11 protein-coding genes are annotated in these 13,353 nt (G+C 62.3%); 4 read left to right on the top strand and 7 right to left on the bottom strand.

The genetic code is table 11. The features are described 5' to 3' along the window. Positions 1–98: 98 nt before the first annotated feature. From JO965_RS46845 to JO965_RS46830, 4 genes are all read left to right on the top strand, one after another. The gene (locus tag JO965_RS46845; RefSeq protein WP_203448070.1) at positions 99–1,229 is read left to right on the top strand and encodes a spermidine/putrescine ABC transporter substrate-binding protein; all 1,131 of its coding nucleotides are present in this window, start codon (positions 99–101) and stop codon (positions 1,227–1,229) included. A gap of 125 nt (positions 1,230–1,354) precedes the next feature. Continuing rightward, entirely contained in the window at positions 1,355–2,197 is an 843-nt protein-coding gene (locus JO965_RS46840) for an ABC transporter permease (protein ID WP_203448069.1), read from the top strand. Between the two features lie 14 nt (positions 2,198–2,211). Beyond that, the gene (locus JO965_RS46835) at positions 2,212–3,099 is read left to right on the top strand and encodes an ABC transporter permease (protein ID WP_203448068.1); all 888 of its coding nucleotides are present in this window, start codon (positions 2,212–2,214) and stop codon (positions 3,097–3,099) included. Positions 3,100–3,108: 9 nt separating this feature from the next. Continuing rightward, complete coding sequence (locus JO965_RS46830) at positions 3,109–4,203, top strand: ABC transporter ATP-binding protein (RefSeq protein ID WP_203448067.1); 1,095 nt, start codon at positions 3,109–3,111, stop codon at positions 4,201–4,203. A gap of 310 nt (positions 4,204–4,513) precedes the next feature. Here the strand turns inward: JO965_RS46830 and purU are convergent, their stop codons facing one another. The 7 genes from purU to JO965_RS46795 all read right to left on the bottom strand — a co-directional run bounded on the left by purU (position 4,514) and on the right by JO965_RS46795 (position 13,304). Next, positions 4,514–5,377 (bottom strand): formyltetrahydrofolate deformylase, encoded by an 864-nt coding sequence (gene purU, locus JO965_RS46825; protein ID WP_203448066.1) that lies wholly within the window; start codon positions 5,375–5,377, stop codon positions 4,514–4,516. Between the two features lie 105 nt (positions 5,378–5,482). Next, complete coding sequence (glyA, locus tag JO965_RS46820; protein ID WP_203448065.1) at positions 5,483–6,781, bottom strand: serine hydroxymethyltransferase; 1,299 nt, start codon at positions 6,779–6,781, stop codon at positions 5,483–5,485. Between the two features lie 11 nt (positions 6,782–6,792). Then, on the bottom strand, positions 6,793–8,151 hold the full coding sequence (locus JO965_RS46815; RefSeq protein ID WP_203448063.1) for an L-serine ammonia-lyase: 1,359 nt from the start codon (positions 8,149–8,151) through the stop codon (positions 6,793–6,795). Positions 8,152–8,169: 18 nt separating this feature from the next. Further along, entirely contained in the window at positions 8,170–8,766 is a 597-nt protein-coding gene (locus JO965_RS46810) for a sarcosine oxidase subunit gamma (protein ID WP_203448061.1), read from the bottom strand. Beyond that, positions 8,759–11,746 (bottom strand): sarcosine oxidase subunit alpha family protein, encoded by a 2,988-nt coding sequence (locus tag JO965_RS46805; RefSeq protein ID WP_203448059.1) that lies wholly within the window; start codon positions 11,744–11,746, stop codon positions 8,759–8,761. The genes JO965_RS46810 and JO965_RS46805 overlap by 8 nt, the downstream gene beginning before the upstream one ends. Then, on the bottom strand, positions 11,746–12,042 hold the full coding sequence (locus tag JO965_RS46800) for a sarcosine oxidase subunit delta (RefSeq protein WP_203448058.1): 297 nt from the start codon (positions 12,040–12,042) through the stop codon (positions 11,746–11,748). Before JO965_RS46800 ends, JO965_RS46805 begins: the two co-directional genes overlap by 1 nt. Positions 12,043–12,050: 8 nt before the next feature. Next, positions 12,051–13,304 (bottom strand): sarcosine oxidase subunit beta family protein, encoded by a 1,254-nt coding sequence (locus tag JO965_RS46795; protein WP_203448057.1) that lies wholly within the window; start codon positions 13,302–13,304, stop codon positions 12,051–12,053. Positions 13,305–13,353: the final 49 nt, after the last annotated feature.

Genomic DNA, 13,353 nt, shown 5'->3' with positions numbered 1-13,353 from the left:
TTGACAGATCAATTTCAAATATTGCGAGGGCACAGATACCATCAACAACCAGTACGCATACCCTCGACGGCGATGCGTGCATAAAAGAGGGAACTGAAATGGGAAGCACATCCGGGTCCGGTCCCGTCTCGCGGCGAACGATCCTCAAGGCGGCCGGCGTCGCGGCCATCGGCATGCCGTATCTCATCCGCCCAGCCTCGGCCCAGCCGGTCCAGCTCACGATGCTGGCCTGGTACGGACATGCCGAGCCTGACGTCGTCCAGGAATTCGAACGGCAGCACAACGTCAAGTTCGTGCCGAAGTACTATACCGGTGGCGACAATATGCTCGCCCTGATATCGCAGTCGCCTCCGGGCACCTACGACATCATCCTGTCGGATGCGGAATACGTTCAGCAGCTCCGCGAGGCGGGCTACATCGAACAGCTCGACCCCAAGGACTATGCCTTCGACGAGTTCTTCCCCGAGTTCCACCGCTTCCCTGGGCACTGGGACGGCAACAAGCTTTACTCGGTCATCACCCGCTTCGGCTTCCTGGGCGTCTCGTATAATACGGGGGTCATTACCGAAGCTCAGGCTCGTTCCTACCGGGTCTTCTGGGACGAGAAGCTCAAAGGCAAGGTCGGGCATTTCGACTGGCATCTTCCCAACCTTGGTCAGGTGAGCCTCCATGCCGGGAACAGGAAGCCGTACGACATCGACGCGGCCGCCTGGAAGAAGGTTCAGGATACGACGATCTCCTTGAGGCGGCAGGTCGGTGGGTTCTTCGACTATGGCGGCACGTTCGCCTCGCTGAAGAACGGGCAGATGCTGGCATTCTGCGGCATCGGCGACTGGATCACCGGCGTCCTCGAGAAGAATGGCGCTCCGGTGCGCACCGTCATTCCCGACGAAGGCGGACTGCAATGGACGGAGTCGTTCTGCATCGGCAAGGGCACCAAGAAGCAGGACCTCGCCCGGAAGTGGATCCAGTACATTACGTCCGCCGAGGGTCAGGCGAAGTCGGCCAACATGGCTGCTTATCCTGCCTTGATTCCGAATAAGAAAGGTTGGGAGCTGCTGGCGAAGGTCACGCCCGAAGAGGCGAAGCGGCAACGGATGGAACTGAACAAGTCGAATGTGATGGACGACATCCGGTCCGGCAAGATCCAGTTCCGCGAGCTGCCCATCAAACAGGACCTGGAGGTCTGGAACGATTTCTGGACGCGCTACAAGGGAATGAGCGGCTGACGCCGCCCGTGCCCCGAGCCTGGGCCCGCTGACAGACGGTCCCTACGCCCCAAGAGGCCATGATCATCGCTCCGGCCGCACGGCATGGCCGGAGCATGCCCCTCGTTCCTGGAGACTGTCTTCGCATGCGCAGGATCCGCTTTTTTGGGGTCGCCCTGGCTCTTCCGATGCTCGTGTGGCAGCTCGCATTCTTCGTGGCGCCACTCCTTTTCCTGGTTGCGCTGAGCTTCTGGCAGGTCAGGAATTTCCGCCTCCAGCCAGCCCTCACGTCGGTCAACTGGGAGTACGTCCTGGCGAGCGACGTCTTCTGGTCCACCTATTCGCACACGTGGATCAATGCGATTGTCGCGACCGGCGTCTGCAGCCTGATTGCGTTTCCTTGCGCCTACGCAATTTCGTTCAAGCTCCAGCCCCGAGCCCGACAGCTCGCGATCTTCCTTCTCGTCATTCCCTTCTTCACCAGCTATCTCGTGCGGATATACTCGTGGCAGATCTTCCTGACGGATCAGGGCATCATCAATAAACTGCTGTCATCCGCCGGGTTCAGCCCGCTTCCCCTGATCAACAATGCGTTCGGGACGCTGATTGGATATTTGACCCTGACCCTTCCGCTCGTCATCCTGCTTCAACTGTTCAGCCTGATGTTCGTCGACCGCAGCCTGATCGAGGCCGCCCACAACCTCAGTTGCGGCAGGGTCCGCACAGTGTTTGCCGTGATCATTCCGTCGGCACGGATCGGGCTGGTCGTGGCCGCGCTCTTTTGCTTCATCCTCACGTTCGGCGATTTCGTCAGCCCATTGTATCTCGGCGGCGGCCAATCCCCGACGCTTCCCATCCTCATCACTGACACGACCAAATCGGGACAGCAATGGCCCCGGGCCGCAGTCATTGCACTTATGATGATCGGCACGTTGCTTGCGGTCGCATTCGCCTCGATTGCCTACGCTTACAGAAAGCCTGGACGATGAACCTGGAACAGACAATGGCGGCTGATGGCCCGCCCGCCGAGCGACGCCCCCTTCGGCTCGGGCGGGTCAGTCCGGCCAAGACGAGGATCGTCGACAGGGGCCGAGCCATATCGGTCGCACTGAAGCTTTATGTCGGCCTCATATTTCTCTTCATCTTCGCCCCGATCGCGGCAAGCTTCGTCTTTTCGTTCAACTCCGACCGCTTCCCGTCCCTGCCGCTCGGGCATTTCACGACCGATTGGTACGAGGCCGTGTTCACGGATCCTCTCGTCATCACGGGCTTCGAGAACACACTCGTTGTCGGCGCTTGCACATCCATTCTCTCAACGATCATCGGCTTCGGCGCAGCATACACGGATTACCGCTTCCACTTCCTCGGGAAGAAACTTTATCTCGCGCTTGCGCTCCTGCCGCCGACCATCCCGGTCGTGATCCTGGGACTCGGTATGCTCGCGTATTTCGCACGCTTGGGGATCGCAGGCGAACTCTGGTCCGTCATCCTGGCTCATGTCGTCATGTGTGCACCGTTCGCGATGGCAATCATCCGGCTTCGGTTATCTCAGATGGACCAGAGCCTCGAGGCCGCGGCCTGGAATCTGGGGGCGGACGAGTGGACGGCGCTTCGATGTGTCATCGTTCCCTTTACCATGCCCTCCATCCTGGCGGCACTGTTCATCACGATGGCCGTGTCCTTCGACGAGTTCGCCGTCGCGTGGTTCGTGTCCGGCCTCAACGAGACGCTCCCCGTGCGTGTCCTCGGGTTTCTTCAGGGGCAGGTCAGCCCCCGCATCAATGCCATCGGAACCGTCGTTTTCCTATCCAGCATAACCCTCGTCGTCATCGCGCAGATCCTGCTGCGGAATCGCGCGAGAACCTCCGATCCCTCTGGAAATGCGCACTAAGAGGACACAATGTCGAAAATCCCTCTCGTCGCCGTCGACAACGTCGTTAAACGCTACGGCGCCGTTACGGCCGTCGAACGCACGAGCTTTGAGATCGCCGCTGGTGAGTTCCTCGCGATCATGGGATCCTCCGGATGCGGGAAGACGACCACGTTGCGGATGCTGGCGGGTCTGGAGGCGCCATCCGAGGGAGAGATCAGGATCGAAGGTCACCGCATGAACGATCTCCCGCCGTGGCAGCGGGAGACGCCACTGGTCTGGCAGAGCCTTGCGTTGTTTCCCTTCCTGACCGTTGTCGAGAACGTCGAGTTTGGCCTCAGGATGAGGAAGGTTCCGGCAGCGGAAAGACGCAAGCGCGCACTCGGGTGGCTGGATCGCATGGGACTTTCCGAATTCACGAACCGCAACATCGCGCAGCTTTCCGGCGGCCAGCGCCAACGCGTCGCGCTGGCACGATCGTTGGTGACCGAACCGAAGATCCTGCTGCTGGATGAACCATTAAGTGCCCTTGATGCTCACCTGAAGGTGCGCATGCAGGCGGTCCTAACGGAGTTGCAGGAAGAACTCGGCATAACCTTTGTCTATGTCACCCACAGCCAGTCGGAAGCGTTCTCGATGGCGGACCGCGTCATCATCATGAGCCGCGGGAGGATCGAGCAAATCGGGCGACCTGTCGACATCTACCGCACCCCCCGCAATCGTTTCGTGGCCGAATTCCTGGGTTCCTCCAACATCTTTGAAGGAACGGTCCACCGGATCGCCGACGCGACGGTTTCGGTGCAAACGGCGAGTGCCAGCTTCGAGACACCGGTCAACCCTCAAAGATCCGTATCCGCCGGCGATCAGATTCGGTTCGTCGTTCCCGAGGATCGTATCCAGATCAGCCTTGCACACCCGCAACCCGGAGCTAATGTGATGGTCGGGAGGATTATCGGCGAAGAGTTCGTCGGTGCCGCGGTCAGGGTTTATGTCGAGACGGATGAACGTCAGGAAATCAAGGTTCTGGTGCCTGATATGACATTCCGGGAGAACCATGTCCGGAGAGGCGGGAGGATAGGTCTGTCCTGGAAGACAGAGAGTGCTTATGTTCTCCCGGAAGGCTGAGCAGACATAACAGGATGAGCGACTATTCCCTGTGAGGCTCGAATGTCCTCTACGTTCACAAGCGCGATCAAGAGATTCTCTCGCTGGATTGACCGGGTCATCAGCGACGCTGAGGCAGATGGTTGGATCATCACGTTCGCAGGCCGGTGCATTGTAGTTCCTCGCCAAAGGGGGCCTGCGAAGGATCGCCGAACTTTGAATAGGATCGAGGGCAAGCCATCGACGCAGGCCGATAACAAACCCTAGGGTCGCGGATCATCGATCGGACGCATATTTGAGCTCGCCAATCTTGGCACAAACTCTGCGTGTCTTAGCGGAATACGACAGTCTTGTTCCCGTTCAGGAGCACGCGGTGCTCGATATGGAACTTGACCGCGCGGGATAGGGCGAGGCTCTCCACATCGCGACCGATGGCGGTCAGGTCGTCCGGCGAATGCTCATGGCTCACGCGCTGCACTTCCTGCTCGATGATCGGCCCCTCATCCAGCTCCGGGGTCACGTAGTGAGCGGTCGCACCGATGAGCTTGACTCCACGGGTATAGGCCTGGGTGTAGGGAGCAGCCCCCTTGAAGCTCGGCAGAAATGAGTGATGGATATTGATCGCCCGGCCTGACAGATATTGGCACATCTCGTCGGACAGCACCTGCATGTAGCGGGCCAGCACGACCAGATCCGCACCGGTGGTCTCGATGACGTCACGCAACTGCGCTTCCTGCCGGGCCTTGGTTTCTTTCGTGACAGGGAGATGGTGAAACGGGATGTTGCGGCTCGTTCCAAGATCTTCGAAGTCCCGGTGATTGGAGACGATGCCAACGACGTCCATGTTCAAGGCGCCGATGCGTTGGCGGTAGAGAAGATCGTTCAGGCAATGCCCGAAGCGCGAGACCATGAGCAGCACCTTCGCCCGGGTGCTTGTCTCGTGCAGGCTCCAATCCATCCGGTAGCGCTCGGCGATCGGCTTGAAGAGTCCTTCGAGCGCCGAGCGTTCCGTCCGGGGATCGATCGGTGTGAAGGCGACGCGCATGAAGAAGCGCTCGGTCTCGCGGTCGCCGAACTGCGAACTCGTGATGATGTTGCAGCCGTTATTGACCAGAAAACTCGAAATCGCCTGGATGATGCCGATCGTGTCGTAGCACGAGAATTTAAGCACGTAGCGTGGATCTTCGAGCTTCATGATCTGCTGTTTCGGTCCAATGGTGGGCGTTCGATGGTGATGTGACCTCGAGACGGCGGAGATTGCCCCGCCGCTCGCCAAGTCAGTCATGACCGATGTCGTCTGTTACTGGTAGATCGGGAACTGGCCGCAGAGCGCCTTAACCTCCCGGCGGACCTGCTTCTCCGTTGCCTCGTTCACCGTCTCGCCGTTCTGAGCGAGGCCAATCAGCACCTGAGCGATCCAGTCGCCGACCTGCTCGAATTCCTTCATGCCAAACCCGCGAGAGGTGGCGGCCGGCGTCCCAAGACGGATGCCCGAGGTCACGGCCGGTTTCTCGGGATCGAACGGAATGCCGTTCTTGTTGCAGGTCAGCCCGGCCCGTTCGAGGGCAGCTTCGGCGGCTTTGCCGGTCACACCGATGGGACGCAGATCAACCAGGACGACATGGCTGTCCGTGCCGCCAGACACGATAGCAGCGCCACGCTCGACCAGGCGAGTCGCCAGCGCCCGGGCATTCGCCACCACGGCGGTCGCATAGGTTTTGAACTCAGGTTGCAATGCCTCGCCAAGGGCGACTGCTTTGGCGGCGATGACATGCATCAGCGGACCGCCCTGCATACCGGGGAACACCGCGGAGTTGAGCTTTTTGGCGATGGCCTCGTCGTTGGTCAGGATCATGCCGCCGCGTGGGCCACGGAGGGTCTTGTGGGTTGTGGTCGAGACCACATGGGCATGCGGGAACGGCGATGGATAGACGCCTGCGGCTACAAGCCCAGCAAAGTGAGCCATGTCCACGAACAGGTAGGCCCCGACAGCATCCGCAATCGCACGGAAGCGTGCGAAGTCGATGACGCGGGGGTAGCTGGAACCGCCGGCGATGATCAGCTTAGGCTGATGCTCCCGTGCCAATCGCTCGACCTCATCATAGTCGATCTGTGCATCCTCCTGGCGAACCCCGTAGCCGACCGCCTTGAACCACTTGCCCGACATGGTCGGTGGGGCTCCATGGGTCAAATGGCCGCCGGCGGACAGGGCCATGCCCAGGATCGTGTCACCGGGCTGCAGCAGGGCCATGAACACCGCACCATTGGCTTGAGCGCCGGAGTGCGGCTGCACGTTGGCGAAGGTGCATCCGAACAGCTTGCACGCGCGATCGATGGCAAGGGCCTCCACGGTGTCGGAATGCTCACAGCCGCCGTAGTAGCGCCGGCCCGGATAGCCTTCTGCGTACTTGTTGGTAAAGACCGAGCCCTGGGCTTTGAGAACTGCTCCCGACACGATGTTCTCGGATGCGATCAGCTCGATCTGATCCTGCTGACGTTGCAGTTCAGCCTCGATCGCGTCGAAAACCTCGCTGTCATGCTGCCCTGCTCCTGGCAGGGCTTGGTTCGAAAGAGGAGTAGCAAGCGGGTGCGTATACATCTGGTTCTCCCTTAGCATTCGGCAACATTGACGGCGAGACCGCCGAGAGACGTCTCCTTGTACTTCGTCTGCATGTCGGAGCCTGTCTGGCGCATCGTCTCGATCACCTCATCAAGGGTGACCCGGTGGGTTCCGTCGCCGCATAAAGCGAGGGACGCAGCGGCGATGGCCTTGTTGGCGCCAAAGGCATTGCGCTCGATGCAGGGGATCTGCACCAATCCTCCGATGGGATCACAGGTCATGCCAAGATGATGCTCGATGGCGATTTCTGCGGCGTTCTCGACCTGGGCCGGCGTGGCGCCCAGCACGGCCGCCAGCCCGGCCGACGCCATCGAGGCGGCCGACCCCACCTCGCCTTGACAGCCGACCTCGGCGCCGGAAATCGACGCGTTACGTTTGATCAAGCTGCCGATCGCCGCAGCGGTCAGCAAGAACGTGTGGCTGCCCTCTGGCGTGTACTCGGAGCAGAAATCGCGGCAGTAGCGCAGGACCGCCGGGATGATGCCGGCAGCACCGTTCGTGGGCGCCGTAACCACGCGGCCGCCGGAGGCATTCTCCTCGTTGACCGCGATGGCGTAGGTGCTGACCCAGTCCATGACCTCATGCGGGCTGCGGTGGTTCTTATTGCGCCTTTTCTGCAGTTCGTCATAGAGAGCTTTCGCCCGGCGTTTGACCCGAAGGCCGCCAGGCAATTGGCCTTCCATGCACAATCCCCGATCGATGCAAGCGAACATCGCGTCACGGATCGCGTCCAGGCGGTTGTCGATCTCCTCGCGCGACCTTGCGGCCAACTCATTGGCGAGTTGAACCTCGGCGATTGTCAGGCTCTTTTCCGTGCAGATGTTCAGCAGCTCGGCGGCCGAGTGAAATGGGTAAGGCACCGGCGTAGCCCTGCTATCCGCCGGCTCGCCCTCGAGCACGACGAACCCGCCGCCGATAGAGTAGAAAACTTTCTCGGAGATGACTGCGTCGTGCACGTCGAGGGCCGAAAAGCGCATGCCATTGGAATGCCCCGGCAGTACGTCCTTCATGTTGAAGACAATGTCCCGGTCCGGATCAAACTCTGCTCGGACGTTGTCACCTGCAAGAACCTGCTTAGCCTCGTGAAGATGATGGACCAGGTCGGCGACGCTGTTTGGATCAACCGTGTCCGGTGTCCCTCCGAGAAGGCCAAGGCAGATTGCTGTATCTGTCCCGTGCCCACGGCCGGTCCAGGCCAGCGATCCATAGATCTCCGCCTTGATCCGCCTCGGTTTCAGGCCGTCTCGCTTCAACTCGTCGATGAAGCGCTTCGCCGCCACCATGGGACCGACCGTATGCGAGCTTGATGGTCCGATACCGATTTTGAAGAGTTCAAAGGCACTGGTCACGGGAACCCCGCTTTTCGATCAGGCGATGGATGGTTCGAACTCACGGGCTGCTTCGACCAGGTAGTCGCGCACATAGGTCGAGAACGACCTCCAGCACTCCACCTGAAAGGTCGGCGCGTCATCCAGCTTCATGAGCACGATCTCGGCCTTGCCCATCAGCGTGCGGGTCGCCATGCCTGTGGGAAAGGCGGCCTCGACGAGATCCAAGGGGCAGCCACTGTTGAGCACGTCCGCCGCGCGACGGCCGGAGACAATGATACCGACATTGCGGTGGCTGACGTCCACGAGGGTGTAGAAGCGGCCACTGAGGGCGGCGCCGACCTGGTCGGCGATGGCCCCAGCGTCGCCATAGGGCCCGATCAGAAGCCACTCGTTCGGGCCGAGGCGGATTGAGGATCGCTCGGCCGAGCCCGAACGGCTGTTGATCGGAAGATCAAGTGTGAACCCCGCGGCAGTCTTGGCGCCCTCTAGGTCGGCCTCATTCAGCCGAAGTGAAAAGCGAGCCTGAGCCGGAAGAGGCCGGATCGCGACCTGCGTCGTCGTCTCAGGCAGTGTAACAGGTTGCTCTGTCACCAGCGACAGGTCACGGCGGGCGGAATGGCTGGTCCTAGGCATTGAGGCGCTCCCCTGCAGGGTCAAAGAACACTGGCTCACAGACCCGTGCGGTCGTGAAGCCTGTCGGAGTCGTGACATAGATGCGGCTGCCCATCCGCGAGCGTCCGCCCGCCAGGAGCGCAAGCGCGATCGAACGATTGCAGTTCGAGCTCCAGTAGCTGGAGGTCACGTGTCCCACCATGCGCATGGGAATCGCCTGGTTCGGATCCATGACGATCTGAGCGCCCTCGTCGAGCACCTCGTTTGGATCATCGGTCACCAACCCGACCAGCTGCTTGCGACCGGCGCCCACGATGTCAGGACGCGAGAGCGAGCGCTTGCCGACGAAGTCCGGCTTGGTCTTGGCAATGAGACCCGACAGGCCGAGATCGTCCGGCGTCACCGTGCCGTCCGTTTCCTGACCGACGATGATAAAGCCCTTTTCGGCTCGCAGCACATGCATGGTCTCGGTGCCGTAGGGCGTGATGCCATAGGGCTGGCCCCGTTCGAAGATCGCTTCCCAGACCCTGCGTCCATCATCGGCGGGCACGTTGATCTCGAAGCCGAGTTCGCCTGTGAACGACACGCGGAACAGGCGGCAGGGAACGCCGCAGATGAGGCCCGTGCGTACGGACATATGCGGGAACGCCTGCGGCGACAGATCGATGTCCGTTACCAGCGGCGCGATCACCTCGCGTGCCTTCGGACCTTGGAGCGCAATGACCGCATATTGCTCGGTGATCGAGGTCAGGAACACCTTGAGGTCTGGCCACTCGGTCTGGAGGTAGTCCTCCATATGGGCCAGCACGCGGGGCGCCCCGCCCGTCGTCGTGGTCACATGGAAGCGGTCATGGGCGAGACGCGCGACGACGCCGTCGTCCATGATGTAGCCGTCTTCCTTCAGCATCAGTCCATAGCGGCATTTGCCCGGCTCGAGCTTCAACCACGCGTTCGTATAGATGCGGTTCATGAACTCGGCGGCATCCGGGCCCACGACCTCGATCTTGCCGAGGGTCGTGGCATCGAAGATACCGACACTCGTACGGGCGGCCTTGCACTCGCGTGCCACGGCGGCATGCATGTCCTCGCCTGCCTTCGGGAAGTACCAGGCCCGCTTCCACAGACCGACATTCTCGAACTCCGCCCCGTGGGCCACCGCCCATTCGTGGATCGGCGTGGTGCGGATCGGGTCGAACAAGTGGTGACGGCTCGGACCGACAAAGGTGCCGAACGTGGTCGGGGTATAGGGCAGCCGGAAGGTGGTCGTTCCGACCGCCGGGATGGGTCGATCGAGAATGCCCGCCACCAGACCAAGCGCGTTCATGTTCGACGTCTTGCCCTGATCCGTCGCCATACCTGTCGTGGTATAGCGCTTGACGTGTTCGATGGACTCGAAGCCCTCGCGCACCGCAAGCTTGATGTCCTTGGCCGTCACGTCGTTCTGGAAGTCGACGAAGGCACGCAGGCGCTTGGAATTGACGTCGGTCGGGAGCACCCGCACCGGCTTGAAGCCGACCGGGCCGTCGGTGGCGTCGAAGGTCCGCTCGGACGCATGCTCCGCCGCCTCGGCACCGGCCGCCCAGCCCTGCGACAGGCATTCATTGAGCTGGTACACTCCCTTGGCGGCGCCGGCCGAGCGCTCCGCCTGCACCGACGGGCCGGGCAGGAAGGCGTCCAACGAGGGCTCGTAGCGGCCCTTGCCGCGTGACTGGGAGAACAGGTGGATGGCCGGGGTCCAGCCGCCCGACATGCCGACGCAGTCGCACGGCAGGGTGCGGCGGGCGCCGACGCGGCCGTCGGCACCCATTGGCGCGATGATAAGGCCGGTGACACGCTTGCGTCCCTGCGAGGCGACGACCGTATGGCCGGTCAGCACCTCGCAGCCCATCGATCGCAATTGAGCGACCTCGGGTCCGCACTCCGCCTCACTGCGGACATCGACCACCGAGACTGCGAGCCCGGCCGCCTTGGCATCGGCCGCAGCCATGTACGCGGATGCGCCGCTGGTGGCGAACACGATCTGGCGCCCCGGCGCTACGCCGTAACGATTGATGAAGGCGCGGACGCTCTCCGCCAGCATGATGCCAGGACGGTCGTTGTCGGCGAAGACGAGCGGGCGTTCATGAGACCCGGTCGCCAGGACCACTTGCTTGGCACGCACCTGCCAGAGCCGCTCACGCGGCAGGTTGGATGACGGGTCCGCCAGGTGATCCGTCACGCGTTCAGCCAAGGCAATGTGGTTATGATTATAGTACCCGAAGGCGGTCGTGCGGGGCAGAACCACCACGTTGGCACGGGAATCCAGTGTATCGACCGCCTGCCGGACCCAATCCTGCGCCGGGATGCCGTCGATCAGCGAGGTCACGTCGTGCAGCAGCGAGCCACCGAGCTCCGCCTGCTCATCGACGATGATGACCCGCTTTCCGCTCTCGGAGGCAGCCAGGGCCGCAGCGAGTCCCGCCGGCCCGGATCCGACGACGAGCACGTCGCAATGGGCATGGCGGTACTGATAACGGTCCGGGTCCGACACGGTCGGGGCACGCCCAAGGCCGGCGGCGGCGCGGATGCGCGGCTCGTAGACCTTGGTCCAGAACGAGCGCGGCCACATGAAGGTCTTGTAGTAGAACCCGGAGACGATCACCGGCGAGAGGAGATCATTCACCTCGCCGACGTCGAAGTCGAGCGACGGCCAATGGTTCTGCGAGGCGATGGTCAGGCCATTGAAGACCTCCACCACCGTAGCCCGGTTGTTCGGGTCGGCACGCCCCCGCCCGCGATCCACATCCAGCAGGGCATTCGGCTCGTCCGAACCATGCGTGACGATGCCGCGAGGCCGGTGGTACTTGAACGAGCGGGCGACCAGATGGATGCCATTGGCGAGCAAAGCAGAAGCGACGGTGTCGCCAGCATAGCCCTGCACACTCTGCCCGTTGAAGCTGATTGTGACCGGCTTCGTTCGGTCGACGCGACCGCCTTTGGAGAGTCGGTAAGCCTGGGCCATCAGAGCTTCTCCTGCCCGGGTGCGCGGTCGGGCCGCGTTTCACCCATTTTGTAGGTTTGAATGAACCGGTCGCTGGCGGTGTCGCGCAGGGCATTGAACCAGCGCTGGCAGCCATGGGCGTGGTTCCAGCGTTCGGCGAAGGTGCCCTTCGCGTTGGTGCGGACGAACAGAAACTCCGCCCAGTCCTTGTCGCTGAGCGTTGACGGCTCGGCCGGGCGAGCGATGTGGGCCTCGCCGCCGCAGCGGAACTCGATTTCCGGACGGAGGCCGCAGTAGGGGCAATTCACGAGCAGCATGGTGCGCCTCAATGTGCAACGGCCGCCGCCGCCGCCTCGTCGATGAGACGGCCGGTCCGGAAACGGTCCATGGTGAAGGGAGCGGCGATGGGATGGGGCTCGCCCTTGGCGATGGTGTGGGCAAAGACGTGGCCGGACCCGGGCGTCGCCTTGAAGCCGCCGGTGCCCCAGCCGCAGTTGACGAACAGGCCCGGCACCGGGGTCTTGCCGATGATCGGGGAGCGGTCCGGGGTCACGTCGACGATGCCGCCCCAGTTGCGCAGCATCCGCATGCGGGTGAATTGCGGGAACAGTTCGCAGATCGCATCGAGGGTGTGCGTCGCGATATGGATGCCGCCCTGCTGGCTGTAGGACACGTATTGGTCCGTGCCGGCGCCGATGACGAGTTCGCCCTTGTCCGATTGCGAGATGTAGGCATGAACCGCGTTCGACATGACCACGCAGGGAAAGACCGGCTTGACCGGCTCGGAGACGAGCGCCTGCAGCGGGAAGCTCTCCAGCGGCATGCGAACCCCGGCCCTCTCCATGATCACGCTGGTGTGGCCCGCAGCGACGACGCCAACACGCGGCGTTCGGATGAAGCCCTTTGAGGTCTCGACCCCTTCGACTGCGCCACTGAGGCCCCGGCGAATGCCCGTCACCTCACAGTTCTGAATGATGTCGACACCGAGCGCGTCGGCGCCGCGGGCATAGCCCCAGGCAACGGCATCGTGGCGGGCCGTGCCGCCGCGACGCTGCAGAGCCGCGCCCATGACCGGGTAACGCAGGCTCTTGGAGATGTTCAGGGGCGGACAGAATTCCTTGGCTTCTTCGGGCGTCAACCACTCGTTGTCGATGCCATTCAGGCGGTTCGCATAGACATGGCGCTTGAAGCTCTGAACGTCATGGACGTTGTGGGCCAGCATCATGACGCCGCGGGCCGAATACATCACGTTATAGTTCAGCTCCTGAGACATCGTCTCCCAGAGCTTGAGCGCGTGCTCATAGATCGCGGCGCTCTCATCATAGAGGTAATTGGAGCGAATGATGGTGGTGTTGCGGCCGGTGTTGCCGCCGCCGATCCATCCCTTCTCGAGCACGGCGATGTTCCGCATGCCGTGCTCTTTCGCCAGATAATAGGCCGTGGCCAGGCCGTGGCCGCCGCCACCGACAATGACGGCGTCGTAGCCGACCTTGGGCTCCGGGGCGCGCCACTGGCGTCCCCAGCCCTGGTGAGCATTCGTCGCCTCCTTCAGAAGCGTGAGAAGCGAAAATCGGCGCATTGGAACACCCTCGTGCTGTCCGCCTGTTATGGCGTGCATCGGCCGCGGC

Source organism: Microvirga sp. VF16 (assembly GCF_016864375.1).
In the GTDB taxonomy this organism is placed as follows: Bacteria; Pseudomonadota; Alphaproteobacteria; order Rhizobiales; family Beijerinckiaceae; genus Microvirga.
This window is presented reverse-complemented; position numbering and strand designations above follow the sequence as displayed.

Excerpts from the sequence above, each read along its gene's own strand:
- JO965_RS46845 (WP_203448070.1), top strand. The coding sequence starts at position 99 with ATGGGAAGCACATCCGGGTCCGGTCCCGTCTCGCGGCGAACGATCCTC.
- JO965_RS46840 (WP_203448069.1), top strand. The coding sequence starts at position 1,355 with ATGCGCAGGATCCGCTTTTTTGGGGTCGCCCTGGCTCTTCCGATGCTC.
- JO965_RS46835 (WP_203448068.1), top strand. The coding sequence starts at position 2,212 with ATGGCGGCTGATGGCCCGCCCGCCGAGCGACGCCCCCTTCGGCTCGGG.
- JO965_RS46830 (WP_203448067.1), top strand. The coding sequence starts at position 3,109 with ATGTCGAAAATCCCTCTCGTCGCCGTCGACAACGTCGTTAAACGCTAC.
- purU (WP_203448066.1), bottom strand. The coding sequence starts at position 5,377 with ATGAAGCTCGAAGATCCACGCTACGTGCTTAAATTCTCGTGCTACGAC.
- glyA (WP_203448065.1), bottom strand. The coding sequence starts at position 6,781 with ATGTATACGCACCCGCTTGCTACTCCTCTTTCGAACCAAGCCCTGCCA.
- JO965_RS46810 (WP_203448061.1), bottom strand. The coding sequence starts at position 8,766 with ATGCCTAGGACCAGCCATTCCGCCCGCCGTGACCTGTCGCTGGTGACA.
- JO965_RS46805 (WP_203448059.1), bottom strand. The coding sequence starts at position 11,746 with ATGGCCCAGGCTTACCGACTCTCCAAAGGCGGTCGCGTCGACCGAACG.
- JO965_RS46800 (WP_203448058.1), bottom strand. The coding sequence starts at position 12,042 with ATGCTGCTCGTGAATTGCCCCTACTGCGGCCTCCGTCCGGAAATCGAG.
- JO965_RS46795 (WP_203448057.1), bottom strand. The coding sequence starts at position 13,304 with ATGCGCCGATTTTCGCTTCTCACGCTTCTGAAGGAGGCGACGAATGCT.